Here is a 17,652-nt window from a genome sequence, read left to right as displayed (position 1 = left end):
CATGCTGCATGCTGGGCAGTTCAGCAGGCCCGACGGTCCCTGATGGTTACGGAGCGGCGCATGACTAACACCTTCCCCGACATCTCCCTCAGCACGGAGCGGTTGGTGCTGCGCCCTCTTGAGGACGAGGACATTCCGGCCCTCACGGAGATGATGAACGACGAGCAGGTCGTGGCCTGGACCTCCGTTCCGCACCCCTTCACCGAGGACGCCGCGCGCTCCTGGATCAACCGGTACGCGCCGGGCGAGCGCACCTCCGGCCGCGGACTCGACCTCGCCGTCACCGAGTTCCTCACCCAACGCCTGGTCGGCATCGTCCAGTTGGGTAAAACGAATTGGCATGTCCGCTCCACGGAGCTGTCCTACATCGTCGCCCCCTGGGCGCGCGGCGAGGGATACGCGTCCGAGGCGGCGCTCGCCACCGCCCAATGGCTCTTCGGCGACCAGAAGTTCGAGCGCCTGGAGCTGCGCACCGCCGCGGACAACACCGCCTCGCAGCAGGTCGCGCAGAAGATCGGCTGCATCAGCGAGGGAGTCCTGCGCAACGCCTGTATAGCGCGCACCCGTACCGAGGACGGGAGCTGGGTCGCCCTGCGCACCGACTTCATCGTGTGGGGCCTGCTTCCCGAGGACATCGAGGGCATCGCCGAGCAGCTCGCCGACACCGGTGGCTTCACCTCGTACTCCGACTGGAACTGACCTCGCGGTCGCGCCGGAACCGACGCCGTGGCCGGACGGCCACCGTGCGGAGGACGGCCGCGGACCCGCGCCCCCACTCCCGGAGGTCCCGGGGTACGCTCACGGGGCTCCGCATGCCTGCCTGGCGGCCGCATGCCCATCCGAGACCTGCGAAGACTCCAGGAGACTGACGACGATGGCCGACCGGGTCACGGTGATCGGCTGGGACGGCTCGCCGCTGACCGACGCGGCGCGCTCGGCTCTCGGTGCCGCCACGCTGGTGGCGGGCGCGGGCCATCATCTGGTCCTCCCCGAGGTCCCCGCGGGCGCCGAGCGCATCCGGCTCGGCAGCGTCTCCCTCGCCGCCCGCCGCATCGCCGCCCACCGCGGCACGGCCGTCGTCCTCGCCGACGGCGACCCGGGCTTCTTCGGAGTCGTACGCACCCTGCGCGCCCCCGAGTTCGGCCTGGAGGTCGAAGTCGTCCCGGCGGTGTCGTCCGTCGCCGCCGCCTTCGCCCGTGCCGGTATGCCCTGGGACGACGCACAGGTGGTCGTCGCACACCGGCGGACGCTGCGACGCGCGGTGAATGTGTGCCGCGCCCACACCAAGGTCGCCGTCTTCACCTCGCCCGGAGCCGGCCCCGCCGAGCTGGGCCTCCTCCTCGAAGGGGTCCACCGCACCTTCGTCATCTGCGAGGAACTGGGCACCGCGCGCGAACGCGTCACGATCCTGACCTCGGACAAGGTCGCCGACCACACCTGGCGCGACCCGAACATCGTCATCGTCATGGGCGGGCCCGTCACCGCCTCCGAGGGCGGCAGCTGGATCGCCGGACGCGACCCGGGAACCGGACCGCGCGGCTGGGCCCTGCCCGACGAGATGTACGGCGGCGACCTCGGCGAGGGCGAGACCGAAGTGCTGCGCGCCGCCCAACTCGCCCGCCTGGGACCGCGCGTCGGCGACCTCGTCTGGGACATCGGCTCCGGCAGCGGCGCCTTCGCCACGGAGGCCGCGCGCTGCGGCGCCGCCGTCATCGCCGTCGACCGCGACCCGAACGCCTGCGCCCGCACCATGGCCACCGCCCGCCACTTCGGCGTCCAGCTCCAGATCACCCACGGCACCGCGCCCCACATCCTGGAGAACCTGCCCGAACCGGACGTCGTACGTGTCGGGGGCGGCGGCGCAGCCGTGGTCTCCGCCGTCGCCGACCGGCGCCCGCAGCGGATCGTCACGCACGCCGCGACACGCGACGCCGCCGAACTCGTCGGCAGGGACCTGACGGAGCACGGCTACCAGGTCGAGTGCGCCCTTCTGCAGTCCGTCGAGCTGGACACCCGGGCCTGGACGGAGAAGGAGCGGAGCGTCGCGTTCCTGCTCACCGGACTCCTGCCCGACCGCGCCCTGTGATCCGGTTGTCGTACCGCGCGCGGTAGGCTGGCCGATCGTTGCACTGCGCTCGGCTTGTCCGGTATTTCGCCGGTCAATGTCCGGAAAACGCACCTGTTTTGGGATGCGTGTGGTACGGCGGAAAACCGGAGGACGCGCAACGTGGCGCAGTCCACAGCGGGCCGTGGCGGATCACCCTGTCGCGGTGGCGGGCCGACCGCGACAATGCCTGTTAATGGCTTTGTCGACCGGTCGTTCGTGCCGCCCGGCACGCATGCTCGTTACTTCATTGCGGGCGGTCGGTGCGCCGCTCCGGACGAGCAGGTCGTTGGAGCACTAACCGATGGGCGAGGGGTACGCATGACCGACACCGGCCAGGTCCCGGGCGAGGGGCTGCCGGAGAACCAAGGCATGGTGGAGCAGCCGGGCGTCCCCGCCCCCGGCGCGTACACCTACCTCTCCGACAGCACCGCCGAAGACGAAGACCTGTTGCTGCTGCCGGGCGCCCAGGGCGCGTGGGGCAACGAAGTGGCCCCGCCGGTTCCGGCGCCGGTCGTCGAGACCGTCCACGAGCCGGGACCGCACGAGACGGCGGGCCGCGACAGCGGCTCGGTCGACCTCAGCGCCGTCCGGATGTCCTCGCCCGCTCCGCAGCCGCCCGTCGCCCGCCGCCCGCTGCACCTCGGCCCGCCCACCCCGGACGGCGCCGGCAGCCCGGTCCGCTCCCTCGCCGACCGCGGCCCGGCGGGAGCACCGGTCCACGCCGTTCCCGTACGCCAGGCCGGTCCGCCCACGGTCGGTCCCGAGTACCTCGACGTGCCGCGGGACGAGATGGCGCCGCAGGGCGCGGCTCCCTGGGGAGCGCAGGCCCAGGTACAGGTCGCGCCGCCGGTGGCACAGGTCGCCGCCGAGGGCATGGCTGCAGAAACGGTCTTCCCCGAGGGCGGGGGAGCGCACGCCGGTGGCACGCCGGACGACGGGCTCACGCCGGTCGCGGAGGCCGCGCACGCCTCGGACGCCGCGCCCGCCTCCGATGCCGGGGGTGCGCCGCTCGGGGGTGGCGACGCCGCTCCTGCCGCTCAGCCTCCCGCCGAGGCGCCCGCCTCCGAGCCGGTCCAACCGGTCCAGGCGGAGCAGGCACCGCAGGTGCAGCAGGTACATCCGGACCCGCCGAGCGCTGCCGAGATGCCCGAGACGGGGCCCGCTCCCGTCCAAGCCGTCGCCGACGCTGCGGAGGCCGAGCAGGCCCCGGAGGCCGTACCGGCTCCGGACCCCGCGTACGTTCCTCAGCACCCGGAAGCCGTACAGGTTCCCGAAGCAATGCAGGCTCCCGAAGCGGTCCAGGTACCGGAGGCTGTCGCCCAGGCCGTCGCCCAGGCCCCGGAAGTGGTCCAGGTCCAGGACTACGCGCAGGCCCCGCTGCTCGCGGACGGTTCGCTCTTCCCGCAGGCCCCGGAGACACCCCAGACCCACGAGGCCGCCCAGACCGCCCCCGAGTTCGCGCACGCCCCCGACCTCGCCCAGTTCCCGCAGCCCACGCCGTTCCCGGTCGCGCCCGTCGCCGCGTACGCCTCGCAGCAGTCGGACGACTCCGGCTTGCACACACCCGAGGCGTACGAGCCTCCGCAGGCGGTCGACGAGGTGCAGCCCGCGTACGAGGAGCAGGCCCCGCACCCGCAGCCCACGTACGAGGCGGAGCAGCAGTTCGAGGACCCGGCGGCCCAGTTCGCCGAAGCCGGTCCGCAGGCCGGGATCCCTGAGCAGCAACCGCAGTTGATGGAACCGGCGCCCGTTGTGGACGAGCCCGCCCAGGCTCAGGAGGCCGTCCAGCCCCCGCAGTTCGCGGAGCCCGCGGAAGCGCCCGTCGTGAGCGTCGCGGACGTCGACCACTCACAGGCGGCCCCGGTCGACATCGCCGCCGTACAGCCCGAGGCGCCGGAACCGGTGGCGGTACCGGACCAGGTCGCGGCACCCGAACCGGTCGCGGTCCACGGCGACCCGACCTACGGCGACCCGAGCCACGACGTCCCGCTTCAGAGCCACGAGCCCCACGACGAAGCGGCTCTCCCCACTGCCGCCCCTACGGCCGTCCCCGTGGAGGCGGCCCACGAGGAACAGAGCGTCGGCCAGTTCGTGCCGGTCGAGGGCACCATCCCGACCACCCCGCACCTCGCCCCGACCCCGCCGCACGCCATGACCGTGCCGCCCTTCCCGGAGGAGCTCGCCGAGCAGCCCGCGGAGGAGACGGCGGCGGTGGCCACCGACCAGCTCACGACCACTGAGCAGCCCGCGCCCGAAGCCGCGCCCGCGGAGGAACCGGTACCGGAACCGGTCGTCGCCCTGCCCACCCCCAGGGAGCCCGATCAGGCCCCCGAGGCCGAGGCAACTCCCGTACCGGTAGCCCCAGTCGAGGACCAGGGCCAGGAGCCGGACCAGGGCCACGACGCGGAGCCCGTAGCCGCACAGCACGCGGAGGACCTGGACACCAGGGCCGCCGACCAGGAAGAGAGCACGGCCGCCGTGGCAGAGACGAGAGAGCCCGCCGGCCCGGCCGCGCCCGGCTACGACGACGCCGAGCGCGAGGCCGTACTGCGTGTCATGCGCGAGCGCCGGGACATCCGCAACGGCTTCCGCAGCGACCCGATCCCGCACGACGTGCTGCTCCGAGTCCTGGAAGCGGCCCACACGGCACCGTCCGTCGGCCACTCCCAGCCGTGGGACTTCGTCGTCATCCGCTCGGCGGAGACCCGCCGCACGATGCACGAACTGGCCCAGCGCCAGCGCGAGGCGTACGCCAAGTCGCTGCCCAAGGGCCGCGCGAAGCAGTTCAAGGAACTGAAGATCGAGGCCATCCTCGACACCCCGGTGAACATCGTCGTCACCGCCGACTCGACCCGGGGCGGCCGTCACACGCTCGGCCGTCACACGCAGCCGCAGATGGCCCCGTACTCCTCCGCGCTCGCGGTCGAGAACCTGTGGCTCGCCGCCCGGGCCGAGGGCCTGGGCGTGGGCTGGGTCAGCTTCTTCGACGAGCGGGAGATGGTCCGCGAACTGGGCCTGCCCGAGCACCTGGACGTCGTCGCCTACCTCTGTGTCGGATACGTCGACGAGTTCCCGGAGGAGCCCGAGCTGCTGCAGGCGGGCTGGTCCAAGCGCCGCCCGCTCTCCTGGGTCGTCCACGAGGAGACGTACGGCCGCCGGGCGCTGCCCGGGGAGGAGCCGCACGACCTGCTCGCCGAGACCGTCTCCAACATCCGCCCGCTGGACGCCAAGGCGCTCGGCGAGGCGTGGGAGCGCCAGAAGCGCATGACCAAGCCGGCCGGGGCCCTGGGCATGCTGGAGATCATCTCCGCCCAGCTCTCGGGCCTCTCCCGGATGTGCCCGCCGCCGATCCCGGAGCCCGCGGCCGTCGCGATCTTCGCGGGCGACCACGGCGTGCACGCCCAGGGCGTCACCCCGTGGCCGCAGGAGGTCACCGGCCAGATGGTGGCCAACATCCTCGGCGGCGGGGCGGTCTGCAACGCCTTCGCCAACCAGGTCGGCGCCGAGGTCTGCGTCGTGGACGTGGGCGTGGCCTCCGACCTGCCCGCGACCCCGGGCCTCCTGCCGCGCAAGGTCCGCGCGGGCACGGCCGACATGACGACCGGCCCCGCGCTGACCCGCGAGGAGGTCAAGGCGGCCATCGAGGTGGGCGTCGAGACGGCCCGCGACCTCGTGGCGGCCGGCAACAAGGCCCTGATCACGGGCGAGATGGGCATCGCCAACACCACCGCGTCGGCCGCCCTGATCTCCGTCTTCACCGGCGCCGACCCCGCCGACGTCACCGGCCGCGGCACCGGCATCAACGACGAGACCCTGGCCCGCAAGACCGAGGTCGTACGCCGTGCCCTGGAGCTCCACCAGCCGGACCCGGCCGACCCGATCGGCGTCCTCGCGGCCATCGGCGGCCTGGAACACGCCGCGATGGTGGGCCTCCTCCTCGGCGGCGCCTCCCTGCGCACCCCGGTGATCCTGGACGGCGTCAGCGCCGGCGCCGCCGCCCTGGTGGCCCGCGCCATCGCCCCCGAGGTCCTCGCGGCCTGCATCGCCGGCCACCGCAGCGCCGAGCCGGGCCACGTCGCCGCCCTCAACAAGCTCGGCCTACGCCCCCTGGTCGACCTCGACCTCCGCCTCGGCGAGGGCACAGGCGCCCTCCTGGCCCTCCCGGTGGTCCAGAGCGCGGCGCGTGCGATGCACGAGGTGGCGACGTTCGACTCGGCGGGGGTAACCGAAAAGTAGCCCCGCTCCCGGTTGTGGGCAGGCGTTCCGCAGGGCGGAACGGGTGGGCACAACCGGGAACCCACCCGCACGCTCAGGGGGTCCGGGGGCGGAGCCCCCGGTTTCGGGAAGGGGCGGGCTTGGGGAAAGAACCCCCACCCACCCCGACCACCCACCACTCCGCACTTTAAAATCCGCACGTCAGGGCAGACTCCAAGGCTGCAGCGCGCCCCACCCGCACCACCCGCATGAGGAGCCGCACCTCCATGGCCGAAAACCCCGCCTACCCCGTAGGCCTCCGCCTCACCGGCCGCCGCGTAGTGGTCCTCGGCGCGGGCCAAGTGGCCCAACGCCGCCTCCCGGCCCTCATCGCGGCAGGCGCGGACATCCACCTCGTGTCCCCGGCCGCCACCCCCTCCGTCGAGGCGATGGCGGACGCGGGCGAGCTGACCTGGACAAGGCGCGCGTACGAGCCGGGCGACCTCGCGGATGCCTGGTACGCCCTGATCGCCACCAGCGACACCGAGGCGAACGCAGCCGCCTCCGCCGAGGCGGAGGCCCACCGCGTGTGGTGCGTCCGCTCGGACGACGCGGACGCGGCGACGGCCTGGACCCCGGCGACCGGCCACAGCGAGGGCGTCACGGTGGCCGTCCTCACGACGAACGCGAAGGGCCGCGACCCCCGCCACACGGCGGCCATCAGGGACGCGGTCGTGGAGGGCCTGCGCGACGGCACCCTCGTCGCACCCCACCACCGCACCCGCACCCCCGGCGTCGCCCTGGTCGGCGGTGGCCCCGGCGACCCGGACCTGATCACGGTCCGCGGCCGACGCCTCCTCGCCGAGGCGGACGTGGTCATCGCCGACCGTCTCGGCCCCCGCGACCTCCTCGCCGAACTCCCGCCGCACGTCGAGGTGATCGACGCGGCGAAGATCCCGTACGGCCGTTTCATGGCCCAGGAGGCCATCAACAACGCGCTGATCGAGCACGCCAAGCAGGGCAAGGCGGTCGTCCGTCTGAAGGGCGGCGACCCCTATGTCTACGGCCGGGGCATGGAGGAGGTCCAGGCGCTGGCCGAGGCGGGCATCGCCTGCACGGTCGTCCCCGGCATCTCCAGCTCGATCTCCGTCCCGGGTGCTGCGGGCATTCCGGTCACGCACCGCGGGGTCGCCCACGACTTCACGGTCGTCAGCGGCCACATCGCCCCCGACGACGAACGCTCCCTGGTCGACTGGGCGGCCCTCGCCAAGCTCCGCGGCACCCTGGTCATCCTGATGGGCGTGGACAAGATCGGCGCCATCGCCCGTACGTTGATGGACAACGGCAAGTCGGCGGACACCCCGGTGGCCGTCGTCCAGGAGGGCACGACCGCCGCACAGCGCAGGGTCGACGCGACGCTCGCCACGGTCGCCGAGACCGTACTCGCCGAGAACGTGAAGCCCCCGGCGGTCATCGTCATCGGCGAGGTCGTGACCGTGCGCCCGGACAGCCTGCCGCGGGCGTCCGAGTAACCCCGGGTAACACAACCCGTTCCAAGCCGTTGGCACCACACCCAGGACAAGGCAGTATCACCCTGTGGCCGATCTCATCACCGTTGAGGACCCAGCCGACCCCCGTCTGCGCGACTACACGGGACTGACCGACGTGGAGCTGCGCCGCAAGCGAGAACCCGCCGAGGGCCTGTTCATCGCCGAGGGCGAGAAGGTCATCAGACGGGCCAAGGACGCCGGTTACGAGATGCGCTCGATGCTGCTCTCCGCCAAGTGGGTCGACGTCATGCGCGACGTCATCGACGAGCTGCCGGCCCCGGTGTACGCGGTCAGCCCGGACCTCGCCGAGCAGGTCACCGGCTACCACGTGCACCGAGGCGCCCTCGCCTCCATGCAGCGCAAGCCGCTGCCGACCCCGGACGACCTGCTCCAGACGGCCCGCCGGGTCGTCGTCATGGAGTCGGTCAACGACCACACCAACATCGGCGCGATCTTCCGCAGTGCCGCCGCCCTCGGCATGGATGCGGTCCTGCTGTCCCCCGACTGCGCGGACCCGCTCTACCGCCGCTCGGTGAAGGTCTCCATGGGCGCCGTCTTCTCCGTCCCGTACGCCCGTCTGGACACCTGGCCCAAGGGCCTGGAAACGGTCCGCGAGGCGGGCTTCACCCTCCTCGCCCTCACCCCGGACGAGAAGGCAAAGTCCCTGGACGAGGCGGCCCCGCACAAGATGGACCGGGTGGCCCTGATGCTCGGCGCGGAGGGCGACGGCCTGTCCACCCAGGCCCTGGTGGCCGCCGACGAGTGGGTCCGCATCCCCATGGCCCACGGCGTCGACTCCCTGAACGTGGGAGCGGCGGCAGCGGTGGCGTTCTACGCGGTGGCAACGGGCAGACCGCAGAACTAGCGGGCGTCCCCGTAAGGGGCGTTCAGGGGCGCGGAGCTGTGACCTTGTGCGGCTCCGCCGCGTGGGCGCGACCAGCCACGACGCACCCGCAGCCGGCCACCAACGCTCACCCGCCCGAACGAACCCCGCCCTGCTCGTACACCTGCTGCTGCCGCACATCCCCGCCAGAGCCCTCATGCCCAAGCCCCTGGGCGGGCCCCTGGCACCCCTGAGCCGCCGCGATCCCCAACGCCACGAGCAACGTGACCACCACGAACACGAACAGCCGCTGCCGCAGCAGTCGCGGATTGGCAGGCCGCCGCCCGGTCCCGGTGGTCCGCGGCCCTGACCGCCCCGCCCCACTGCGGGACGAGCCGGGCCGACTCCCCGTACCGGACCGCGGGGGCGCCGGACGCGCCCCTGACCGTGAAGGGCTGCCGTTCCCGCGAGGCGAGGACGTGCCCTGCGTACGCCGCTGGGTGCGCTGCTCCGGGTAGCTCTCGGTGAGCCGCCCGGTCGGCCGGTCGGCCTCGGCGGTGCGGGGCGCCGGCGGACGGGCGTCGCCCATCCCCTGCGCCTCCCGGGCCGCGATCTCCTTCAGCCGCAGCGACAACTGCAGCGTGCTGGGCCGCTCCTCGGGATCCTTCGCCAGACAGGCCCGTACGAGAGGGGCCAGCGCGTCCGGCACCCCGTGCAGCTGCGCCTCCTCGTGCACCACTCTGTAGAGCATCACTTCGGAACTGCCGTGCCCGAAGGGCGAGTCCTGGGTCGCGGCGTAGGCCAGCGTGGCCCCGAGGGCGAACACGTCCGTGGCCGGCGTGACCGCCGCACCCCGTACCTGCTCGGGCGCCAGGAACCCGGGCGACCCCACCGCCGTACCGACGTGCGTCAGCGTGCTCGCGCCGGTCGCCCAGGCGATGCCGAAGTCGATGATGCGTGGCCCCTTCGGGGACAGCAGGATGTTCGACGGCTTCAGGTCGCGGTGGACGACACCGGCCTCGTGCACGGCGACGAGCCCCTCGGAGAGGGCTGCGCCGACGGCCGCGACCTCGGCCGCGCAGAGCGGGCCCTCGTCGTTGACCTTGTCGTGCAGCGAGGGTCCCGGCACGTACTGCGTCGCGAACCAGGGCCGGTCCGCTTCCAGGTCCGCGGCGACCAGCCGCGCGGTGCAGCCGCCCCGGATCCGCCGCGCCGCCGACACCTCGCGCGCGAACCGTGACCGGAACTCCTGATCCTCCGCCAGGTCCGGCCGGATCACCTTCAGCGCGACCCGCTGGCCACGCCGGTCGGAGCCCAGATAGACAACGCCCATCCCGCCCGCGCCGAGCCGTCGGTGAAGCCTGAACGAGCCGACGACACGCGGGTCCTCGCGCCTCAGGCGCATCATCGCCATGTCCATCCCCGCTGCCCGGTCCGTTTGACGAGCCACAGCTTACGTTTCCGCGGCCGGGTGCGCGCAGAGGCCGCGCCCTCACGGCCCGATCGATTGTCAGTGCCGGGTGGGAAACTTGAAAGGTGGTCAGGGGACGGGGGAGCCGGGCGGCGTTGAGCTGCGCGGATCCCCAACCAACCGTCGCAGAAGGGGGATTGGACCCGTGAAGGGTGATCGCGTGGAGATAGTGGTCGACGCCGGGGACACGACGCGTACGTACGAGGTGGTGGCGAGCCGGGCGGGCCGCCGGGTGGAGACAGCGGTCCGCAGGGGGGTGGTCGAAGTGAGCGAAGTCACCCGCAGCGGATCAGTCGTCCGTACGGCCCGCTTCATGGCCACCAGGGTGCTCGCCCTCGTCGAGCAGCCGGTCCCGAGGGAGGACAGCTCGGAACAGACCGGGCGTCCCCTCCGGGAAACCCCTGAGACCTAGGACCTCTTCTCCACCCAGGGGAGTAGTCCGCAGGTCACCGGTCATCCTCCGGGAGGCCCGGTAATAGGTACGAGGGCATGACGACCCGCACGCCTCCCACGCCTAGATTTGTTGTCAAGCGGCGGGTGCAGCACTCGTCCCCCGAGGTCAGACACCCGCCGCTGCCAGACAACAGAAGCTTTTCGACAGGTCTCGTCCAAGAGATCTCAACAGAACGGTCAGGAGAGGGACCATGGCGGACACAGCATCGCGGACCATGATCCGCACGCAGGGACGCAAGGCGTACAGCGCCGCGTTCGGTTCCAGCCGGTCCGGCCGACGCCACCCCCTGGTGGCGACGGCCATGGTCCTTCCTCTGGCCACCCTGCTCGTAGTCGTCTTCGGCGGCTGGGAAGCAGTGGTCACACAGGCGTCGTCCGTGGGCGTGATGCTGGGGCGCTGAGCGGCGCCCCAGGCCCGGAAGAGCGGTCCGGGCGGGGACATCCGGCCATGAAACCCCGTGGGGACGGGGGTGCGGCGGACGGCAAAAATGCGGGCGCAGCTGGGGAGCTGCGCCCGCATTGCTTTGCCTGCGTACGCTCACGGGGAGCCGACGCCGTACGACCTGAGGGGGACCCGAGTGACCGCAGACGTGCTGTCCGCGCTCAGGGCGAAGGTGCGGGCCGTCGCCCATCCGGCGGCGGAGGCCTGTGTCTGCGGTACGGAGACCTCCGTGCTGGCCGACCGGCCGGACGGCACCGTCGTCCGGCACGCCGGCACCGTGGCGAAGGCGCACGCCGCCGACACCGACCCCGGTGAGCTCGCGGCACGGATGGCGGTCGCGGCGCATCCCCGGCTCGACGGCATCCTCCTGCCCCCGCTGAGGCCGAGCGCGGTCGAGTCGCACGGACGGCCGGTGACCTTCTGGCCGTACGGCAGCCCCGTGGACCGGGACGACCCCGACGCCGCCCCCTGGGAGGCGGCCGCCACCCTCCTCGCGCGGCTCCACCGGACGCCGCGGTCCGTACTCCCGCCCGGCATCCCGCCCATGCGCGGCCCGGCCAAAGCGGCCCGTGCCGTCGCCCGCCTCCACGCGGCAGGCCCGCACCCGGCGGCCGATCCGGTCCTGCGGGCCTGGGCCGTCCTGCCCGCCTGGGCGAGGGACGAGGCCCCGATGCCGCACGCGCGCACGCTGTGCCACGGAGACCTCCACCTGGGCCAGCTGGTGCGGACCCTCGCCGAGGGCCGGGACGGCGACTGGCTGCTCATCGACATCGACGACCTGGGCCTGGGCGAGCCCGCGTGGGATCTGGCCCGCCCGGCGGCCTGGTTCGCCTGCGGACTGCTGCCGCCCGACGAGTGGGCCCGCTTCCTCACCGCGTACCAGAAGGCCGGCGGTCCGGCCGTCCCCGCGGACAGCGACCCCTGGCCGGCCCTCGACGTCCCGGCCCGCGCCCTGACCGTGCAGACCGCGGCCCTGGCGATCGCCAAGTCGATCGCGGCGGAGCGGCCGTTGGACGAGGTGGAATCGTCCGTCATCGATGCTTGTGACCGAATGGCCATACACCCGCCGGAGTTGGCGGGAGAATACGCGACGTAGGGTGCAACCGACCGAAGCCGGGCGGAGTCTGTCCTGGCGGAAGCAGTACCGACCGGCGAGGAGTTGAGCCGAGCATGCAGTGTCCGAAGTGTCACGCGCCGATGCACACGTACAACCGCAATGGCGTCCAGATCGAGCAGTGCAGCGGCTGCCGCGGGATATTTCTCGACTACGGCGAGCTGGAGTCGCTGTCCCGCCTGGAGGGCCAGTACTCGCAGCCCGCGCCGCCGCCCCCCGGTGTCCCGCAGGCGTACCCGTCCGCGGGCGCTCCGCAGGCGTACCCCGCAGCCCCCGCACCCGCCTGGGGCGCTCCGCACGGCGGTCACGGTGGCCACGGCGGTCACTACGGCCACAACAAGCGTCACAAGAGCTTCGGCCACATGCTCTTCTCCTCCTGACCGGACCGCTCCCGACCGTGGGGGCGACCTGGAGGAACGACGAAGCCCCCGACCGTACGAGACGGCCGGGGGCTTCGGCTGGTGCGCGATACTGGGATTGAACCAGTGACCTCTTCCGTGTCAGGGAAGCGCTCTCCCGCTGAGCTAATCGCGCAGGTGGGACCTGCTTGCACTGCGTGGGTCCTGCTGGTGGTGCGTAGTGCGTGCGCGATACTGGGATTGAACCAGTGACCTCTTCCGTGTCAGGGAAGCGCTCTCCCGCTGAGCTAATCGCGCGGGATCGGATCTCGCCGAACGTACCGGAAGATCCAGTGGACGATACTGGGATTGAACCAGTGACCTCTTCCGTGTCAGGGAAGCGCTCTCCCGCTGAGCTAATCGTCCTTGGAGGTGGAGACGGGATTTGAACCCGTGTAGACGGCTTTGCAGGCCGTTGCCTCGCCTCTCGGCCACTCCACCAGGAGTGCGGGGGTTCGGGAAGATCCCCCACTTCCTGCGAGCGGACGACCAGGTTCGAACTGGCGACCTCAACCTTGGCAAGGTTGCGCTCTACCAACTGAGCTACGTCCGCTTGTCGTTTCCGGTTCGCGTGAGCGTCCCGGCGACGTGTTGAACTCTAGCGGATTCCGGGGCCAGCACAAAAACGCGTTTGTGCAGCGTGCTGCGCTACGCCCGCTCCAGGACACGGCCAGGGCACCCGCGGGTCACCCGCCATAGACTCACAGCCGTGCACGACCTCCCAGCTCTCGCCCGTTTCGGCAACATCGTCGCGACCGGTCTCCTCGACGTCACCGGCGACCCGGCCGCCCTGGACTCCAGTGGCTTCTGGGCCGTCAGCGCCGACTTCGAGGGGCGGCTGGTCTGTGCCCGTTTCGCGGACGTACGACGGGAACCCGTCCCCGCGCCGGTGCCGGGGGAGTGGCACGGCCCGGCGGTCGGTGACTGGACGTCGTCGCTCGACCGCACCGCGTACACGGCCGGTGTCCGGCGCATCCGGGAGCACATCGCGGCCGGCGACGTGTACCAGGCGAACCTCTGCCGGGTCCTGTCCGCGCCCGTCGCGCCCGACGCCGACGTGGACGCGCTGACCGCTCTGCTCGCGCGCGGCAACCCGGCACCGTATGCCGGAACGATTCGCCTGCCCGGTCACGACGTGGAGATAGCCACCGCGTCACCCGAGCTGTTCCTCCGGGTCAGCGGAGCGGTGGTCGAGTCGGGCCCGATCAAGGGCACCGGCCGGACCGAGGCGGACCTGCTGGAGAAGGACCGCGCCGAGAACGTGATGATCGTGGATCTGGTCCGCAACGACCTGGGCAGGGTGTGCGCCACGGGCAGCGTGACCGTGCCCGACCTGTGCGTCGTCGAGAAGCACCCGGGGCTCGTCCACCTCGTCTCCACCGTCCGCGGCGAACTGCGCGAGGGCGCCGGCTGGCCCGAACTGCTGGCCGCGGCCTTCCCGCCCGGCTCGGTGACTGGTGCGCCGAAGTCCAGCGCCCTGCGGATCATCGAGGCCCTGGAGACGGCGCCGCGGGGCCCGTACTGCGGCGGCATCGGCTGGGTCGACGCGGACCGCGGCACCGGGGAGCTGGCCGTCGGCATCCGCACCTTCTGGATCGACCGGGCGGAGGGCGTGCTGCGCTTCGGTTCCGGCGCGGGCATCACCTGGGGTTCGGACCCTGACCGGGAGTGGGAGGAGACCGAACTGAAAGCCTCGCGACTGCTCGCTGTAGCGTCGGGGGTGTACCCAGGGGCGTACGACGCAAGTGAAGGGACCCACAGGTGAAGCTCTGGCTCGACGGCCGGCTGCAGGACAGCGAGTCGGCCCGTGTCTCCGTCTTCGACCACGGGCTGACCGTGGGCGACGGCGTCTTCGAGACCGCGAAGACGGTGGACGGCCGTCCGTTCGCGCTCACCCGCCACCTCGACCGGCTGTCGCGCTCGGCGCTCGGCCTCGGGCTGCCCGAGCCCGACCACGACGAGGTGCGCCGGGCCTGCGCGGCCGTCCTGGAAGCCAACCCGATGCCGCTCGGCCGACTGCGGATCACGTACACCGGGGGCCACGGCCCGCTCGGCTCCGACCGCGGGGAGCACGGACCGACCCTGGTCGTCGCCCTCGGCGAGGCCGCCCGGCGCCCGGACTCCACCGCCGTGATCACCGTGCCCTGGACCCGCAACGAGCGCGGCACGCTGACGGGTCTCAAGACGACCTCGTACGCCGAGAACGTCGTCGCCCTCGCCCGCGCGCGCGAACAGGGCGCGTCCGAGGCGCTGTTCGCGAACACGGCCGGGCAGCTCTGCGAGGGAACGGGCTCGAACGTCTTCGTCGTCCTGGACGGCGAGATCCACACTCCGCCGGTGGCCTCCGGCTGCCTCGCCGGCATCACCCGGGCCCTCACCGTCGAGTGGACGGGCGCCAGGGAGACCGACCTGCCGCTGGACGTCCTGGAGCGGGCCGACGAGATCTTCCTGACCTCGTCGCTGCGCGATGTGCAGGGCGTGCACCGGGCCGACGGCCGTGAACTGCCGGGCGCGCCGGGCCCGGTGACCGCCAAGGCGATGCGGATCTTCGACGAGCGGTCGGGCGACGACCTCGATCCCTGACAGGGTCGGCGCCCTTAACCGGATGACGTAGGCCTCGCGGACGGGTACAACACCCCTGATGACCACGACCCTGCGGCCGACCGAGCCGCTTCAGCGCGACGCCGACGGGGCGTTGTCACGGCACTACACGGTGTGCGTGAACAGCCGCCCCGTCGGCGGGATACACCTCGCCGCGAACTCCCTCGCCGGGCCGTCCGTCGCCCGGATCCAAGACCTCGGCATCGACGAACCGGACCGCGGACGTGGCCGCGGCACCGTGGCCGCGCTCGCCGCGGAGGAGGTGGCGCGCGGCTGGGGCTGTACACGGATCGAGGCGTCCGTGCCCGCCACGGCCACCGCCGCCCTACGGCTGACCACGGCCCTCGGTTACGTGCTGCGCAACCGCCACATGGAGAAGCGGCTCGGCGACACACCACCCGAACTGCCCGTCGGCAGCCTGGGACGCCCCATGACGGAGGCCGAGTTCGGGCCCTGGGAGGAGCGGGCGAAGGAGGAGTACACCAAGGACTGGATCACCCGCGGAGTGCCCGAGGCCGAGGCCCGCGCCAAGTCCGAGCGGGACCACGCCACTTCGCTGCCGGACGGGATGAGCAGCGCGGGCATGGACTTCAGCGTCCTGGAACACGAGGGGACGCCGGTCGGCGTGCTGTGGCTGGGCACGCGCGACGGCTGGTCGTTCGTCTACGAGGTCGAGGCCGACGAGCGCCATCGGGGCCGGGGCCACGGCCGTTCCCTGATGCTCCTGGCGGAGACGCAGACGGTCGCAGCCGGACGCCCCGGCATCCGCCTGAACGTCTTCGACGGGAACGCCCCGGCCGAGCGGCTCTACGAGTCACTCGGCTACGAGACGACGACCTACCACTTCTACAAGAACCTGCTGTAGCCGTACGTGTGCCTGTAGGGGGGGCGCGGGCGCGGCGGTCAGGCCTGCTTCTGCTCGGCCAGCAGCCGGTCCACGATCTCCTCGACGCGCTCGCGCAGCCCCTCCTGGCTCTTGCCGCCGTCGAGCCGCTCGCCGTCGATGACGTACGTCGGGGTGCCGGTCACACCGATGGCCTTGCCCTCGGCCTGGTCGGCGTCGACGATCAGGATGTGCCGGCCGTCGATGAGCGCGGTGTCGAACTCCTCGGCGTCCAGACCGAGTTCCCCGGCCACCTCGACCAGGAAGGGTTCTCCCTTACGGTCCAGCTCCTGTACGCGCCCGAGCACCGCCTCGACGTACGGCCAGGCCTGCCCCTGTTCGGCGGCCTCCTCGGCGGCCTGGGCGGCGGCGAAGGCGTGCTTGTGCTTCTCCAGGGGGAAGTGCCGCAGGCGCAGCTCCAGCCGGTCGCCGTAGCGTTCGCGCAGCGCGCGCAGGTCGTCGAGGGCGCTACGGCAGTCCGGGCACTGCAGTTCGCACCAGACGTCCAGGACGGGGGCGGTGGGGCGTGCGGGGGAGGAGTCGCTCATGGGTCCCAGTCTCCCAGCCGGGGCTCCCGCGGCCCAACCGGGACCTTCCGACCCTGAGCCGACCCCGAACCACTGCTGATCGCGTACGGGGACCGGGCCCTGAGGAGGACCCGACCCGGAGATGTCCCTGAGGTCTGCCCGGACCATGGCATACCGGGCAGCGGGCGGTGCAGGATGGAAGGGACGAATCTGACCTGCTCGCCCCAGCCATGTCTGGAGGACCGGATGATTGCCGAGACCGTCTGTTCCGCTGTCGCCGCGGCCGGCCTGGGCATCGCCGCGGTCACCGCGTACCGCAAGCGTTTCCTCATGGCGGTCCGCCTCACCGCGTACTCGCTGGTTCCTCTCGGTCTGGTGATGACCGGGGCCGTCGAATGGGCGGCGGAGACCGCCTTCAGCCCGATGGCCTGGGCGGGCTTCGGAGTGCTCGGTGGGGCCTGGCTGCTGTTCATGACCTCGCGCGCGGTGGAGCGGCGCACCGGCGGGACCCGCAAGGAGCGCAAGGCCGCCCGGGCCGCTCAGCGCGAGGCGGTGGCCCCCGCGGCCTCGGCGCCCTCGCTGGGCGCGGCACCGGCCACCCGCCAGGCGGCCCGCCCCGCCGCGAAGCCCCGCAAGGCCGAGCAGGGTGAGGACTTCAGCGACATCGAGGCCATCCTGAAGAAGCACGGCATATGAAGCACGCCATATGAAGCACGGCATGTGAATCAGCACGGCATCTGGCGCTCTGAAACGACACAGTGATGCGGGCGGTGCCGGCGGTGCTCGCGTGGCGCAGGCACCTATCCCAGATCGTGGACCGCTGTGTCACGGATTTCGGCTAACTCCCCCATAATCCGGGCGTGTTGATCGCGTAGGGCCAGTCCGCTGCGCCATCATCGCGGCGAGATGCTGGACACAACACAGAGCGACACCGCGGCTCCTTCCGAGGAGCGGCGGGGTTGTCTCTTCGCGCTTTCTCAGCCACCGCTGATGATCTTCCTTGCGGTGATCGGCTGTCTGCTGCTCATGGCTTCGCTGCACGATCTGCTGCTGCTCTGAGCCGTACGCGGAGTCCCTGGCGCCACCCGC

At 72.2% G+C, this 17,652-nt stretch carries 16 protein-coding genes and 5 tRNA genes; 14 read left to right on the top strand and 7 right to left on the bottom strand.

Annotated elements, in window-relative coordinates:
• Positions 1–60: 60 nt before the first annotated feature.
• The 5 genes from ACN20J_RS10755 (at position 61) to ACN20J_RS10735 (ending at position 8,716) form a co-directional block, all read left to right on the top strand.
• A complete protein-coding gene (locus tag ACN20J_RS10755; RefSeq protein WP_189839926.1) occupies positions 61–699 on the top strand; it encodes a GNAT family N-acetyltransferase in 639 nt (212 codons plus the stop codon).
• 175 nt (positions 700–874) lie between these two features.
• Positions 875–2,086, top strand: coding sequence for a precorrin-6y C5,15-methyltransferase (decarboxylating) subunit CbiE (gene cbiE / locus ACN20J_RS10750; RefSeq protein WP_189839925.1), 1,212 nt, complete (start codon positions 875–877; stop codon positions 2,084–2,086).
• 339 nt (positions 2,087–2,425) lie between these two features.
• Positions 2,426–6,343 carry a nicotinate-nucleotide--dimethylbenzimidazole phosphoribosyltransferase gene (cobT, locus tag ACN20J_RS10745; RefSeq protein WP_419665779.1) on the top strand — a complete coding sequence of 1,306 codons (3,918 nt, stop codon included), beginning with the start codon at positions 2,426–2,428 and terminating at the stop codon, positions 6,341–6,343.
• Between the two features lie 245 nt (positions 6,344–6,588).
• Positions 6,589–7,833 (top strand): uroporphyrinogen-III C-methyltransferase, encoded by a 1,245-nt coding sequence (cobA, locus tag ACN20J_RS10740; RefSeq protein WP_190229308.1) that lies wholly within the window; start codon positions 6,589–6,591, stop codon positions 7,831–7,833.
• Positions 7,834–7,897: 64 nt separating this feature from the next.
• Positions 7,898–8,716: a TrmH family RNA methyltransferase gene (locus ACN20J_RS10735; RefSeq protein WP_055618248.1), complete on the top strand. Its 819-nt coding sequence runs from the start codon at positions 7,898–7,900 to the stop codon at positions 8,714–8,716.
• A gap of 106 nt (positions 8,717–8,822) precedes the next feature.
• On the opposite strand, the gene ACN20J_RS10730 is transcribed toward ACN20J_RS10735, so the two are convergent.
• Positions 8,823–10,094, bottom strand: coding sequence for a serine/threonine-protein kinase (locus tag ACN20J_RS10730; protein WP_419668866.1), 1,272 nt, complete (start codon positions 10,092–10,094; stop codon positions 8,823–8,825).
• Between the two features lie 196 nt (positions 10,095–10,290).
• Here ACN20J_RS10730 and ACN20J_RS10725 point away from each other — a divergent pair, with 196 nt between their 5' ends.
• From ACN20J_RS10725 to ACN20J_RS10710, 4 genes are all read left to right on the top strand, one after another.
• On the top strand, positions 10,291–10,557 hold the full coding sequence (locus tag ACN20J_RS10725) for a hypothetical protein (RefSeq protein WP_055511046.1): 267 nt from the start codon (positions 10,291–10,293) through the stop codon (positions 10,555–10,557).
• A 232-nt stretch (positions 10,558–10,789) separates the two neighbouring features.
• Complete coding sequence (locus tag ACN20J_RS10720) at positions 10,790–10,999, top strand: hypothetical protein (RefSeq protein ID WP_055618075.1); 210 nt, start codon at positions 10,790–10,792, stop codon at positions 10,997–10,999.
• Positions 11,000–11,176: 177 nt separating this feature from the next.
• Positions 11,177–12,136, top strand: coding sequence for an aminoglycoside phosphotransferase family protein (locus ACN20J_RS10715; RefSeq protein WP_419665778.1), 960 nt, complete (start codon positions 11,177–11,179; stop codon positions 12,134–12,136).
• 74 nt (positions 12,137–12,210) lie between these two features.
• Positions 12,211–12,534 carry a zf-TFIIB domain-containing protein gene (locus ACN20J_RS10710; protein ID WP_055618073.1) on the top strand — a complete coding sequence of 108 codons (324 nt, stop codon included), beginning with the start codon at positions 12,211–12,213 and terminating at the stop codon, positions 12,532–12,534.
• A gap of 79 nt (positions 12,535–12,613) precedes the next feature.
• Here ACN20J_RS10710 and ACN20J_RS10705 read toward each other — a convergent pair.
• The 5 genes from ACN20J_RS10705 to ACN20J_RS10685 all read right to left on the bottom strand — a co-directional run bounded on the left by ACN20J_RS10705 (position 12,614) and on the right by ACN20J_RS10685 (position 13,105).
• Positions 12,614–12,688 (bottom strand) — tRNA-Val (locus ACN20J_RS10705).
• Between the two features lie 50 nt (positions 12,689–12,738).
• Positions 12,739–12,810, bottom strand: a tRNA-Val gene (locus ACN20J_RS10700).
• A 36-nt stretch (positions 12,811–12,846) separates the two neighbouring features.
• A tRNA-Val gene (locus ACN20J_RS10695) sits at positions 12,847–12,918 on the bottom strand.
• Position 12,919: 1 nt separating this feature from the next.
• A tRNA-Cys gene (locus ACN20J_RS10690) sits at positions 12,920–12,993 on the bottom strand.
• Positions 12,994–13,032: 39 nt separating this feature from the next.
• Positions 13,033–13,105: transfer RNA gene (locus ACN20J_RS10685), tRNA-Gly, on the bottom strand.
• A gap of 156 nt (positions 13,106–13,261) precedes the next feature.
• Here ACN20J_RS10685 and ACN20J_RS10680 point away from each other — a divergent pair.
• From ACN20J_RS10680 to ACN20J_RS10670, 3 genes are read left to right on the top strand one after another with little or no spacing between them, the layout of a single operon-like run.
• The gene (locus tag ACN20J_RS10680) at positions 13,262–14,317 is read left to right on the top strand and encodes a chorismate-binding protein (protein WP_419665777.1); all 1,056 of its coding nucleotides are present in this window, start codon (positions 13,262–13,264) and stop codon (positions 14,315–14,317) included.
• Entirely contained in the window at positions 14,314–15,135 is an 822-nt protein-coding gene (locus ACN20J_RS10675; protein ID WP_419665776.1) for an aminotransferase class IV, read from the top strand. Before ACN20J_RS10680 ends, ACN20J_RS10675 begins: the two co-directional genes overlap by 4 nt.
• A gap of 58 nt (positions 15,136–15,193) precedes the next feature.
• Entirely contained in the window at positions 15,194–16,018 is an 825-nt protein-coding gene (locus ACN20J_RS10670) for a GNAT family N-acetyltransferase (RefSeq protein WP_361909398.1), read from the top strand.
• Between the two features lie 38 nt (positions 16,019–16,056).
• Here ACN20J_RS10670 and ACN20J_RS10665 read toward each other — a convergent pair whose 3' ends face one another.
• Positions 16,057–16,584 carry a DsbA family protein gene (locus ACN20J_RS10665; protein ID WP_189839917.1) on the bottom strand — a complete coding sequence of 176 codons (528 nt, stop codon included), beginning with the start codon at positions 16,582–16,584 and terminating at the stop codon, positions 16,057–16,059.
• Between the two features lie 225 nt (positions 16,585–16,809).
• On the opposite strand from ACN20J_RS10665, the gene ACN20J_RS10660 reads away from it, so the two are divergent.
• Both ACN20J_RS10660 and ACN20J_RS10655 read left to right on the top strand, forming a co-directional pair.
• Positions 16,810–17,259 carry a hypothetical protein gene (locus tag ACN20J_RS10660; RefSeq protein ID WP_189839916.1) on the top strand — a complete coding sequence of 150 codons (450 nt, stop codon included), beginning with the start codon at positions 16,810–16,812 and terminating at the stop codon, positions 17,257–17,259.
• 210 nt (positions 17,260–17,469) lie between these two features.
• Positions 17,470–17,622, top strand: a complete 153-nt coding sequence (locus ACN20J_RS10655; protein WP_167459210.1) for a hypothetical protein — start codon at positions 17,470–17,472, stop codon at positions 17,620–17,622.
• Positions 17,623–17,652 lie beyond the last annotated feature (30 nt).

Source organism: Streptomyces sp. 2-1, assembly GCF_048564895.1.
GTDB classification, from domain to species: Bacteria; Actinomycetota; Actinomycetes; order Streptomycetales; family Streptomycetaceae; genus Streptomyces; species Streptomyces phaeochromogenes.
This window is presented reverse-complemented; position numbering and strand designations above follow the sequence as displayed.

Coding starts and splice junctions, on each gene's coding strand:
- ACN20J_RS10710 (WP_055618073.1), top strand. CDS start 12,211: ATGCAGTGTCCGAAGTGTCACGCGCCGATGCACACGTACAACCGCAAT.
- cobT (WP_419665779.1), top strand. CDS start 2,426: ATGACCGACACCGGCCAGGTCCCGGGCGAGGGGCTGCCGGAGAACCAA.
- ACN20J_RS10670 (WP_361909398.1), top strand. CDS start 15,194: ATGACCACGACCCTGCGGCCGACCGAGCCGCTTCAGCGCGACGCCGAC.
- ACN20J_RS10665 (WP_189839917.1), bottom strand. CDS start 16,584: ATGAGCGACTCCTCCCCCGCACGCCCCACCGCCCCCGTCCTGGACGTC.
- cbiE (WP_189839925.1), top strand. CDS start 875: ATGGCCGACCGGGTCACGGTGATCGGCTGGGACGGCTCGCCGCTGACC.
- ACN20J_RS10730 (WP_419668866.1), bottom strand. CDS start 10,094: ATGGACATGGCGATGATGCGCCTGAGGCGCGAGGACCCGCGTGTCGTC.
- cobA (WP_190229308.1), top strand. CDS start 6,589: ATGGCCGAAAACCCCGCCTACCCCGTAGGCCTCCGCCTCACCGGCCGC.
- ACN20J_RS10755 (WP_189839926.1), top strand. CDS start 61: ATGACTAACACCTTCCCCGACATCTCCCTCAGCACGGAGCGGTTGGTG.
- ACN20J_RS10660 (WP_189839916.1), top strand. CDS start 16,810: ATGATTGCCGAGACCGTCTGTTCCGCTGTCGCCGCGGCCGGCCTGGGC.
- ACN20J_RS10720 (WP_055618075.1), top strand. CDS start 10,790: ATGGCGGACACAGCATCGCGGACCATGATCCGCACGCAGGGACGCAAG.
- ACN20J_RS10655 (WP_167459210.1), top strand. CDS start 17,470: ATGCTGGACACAACACAGAGCGACACCGCGGCTCCTTCCGAGGAGCGG.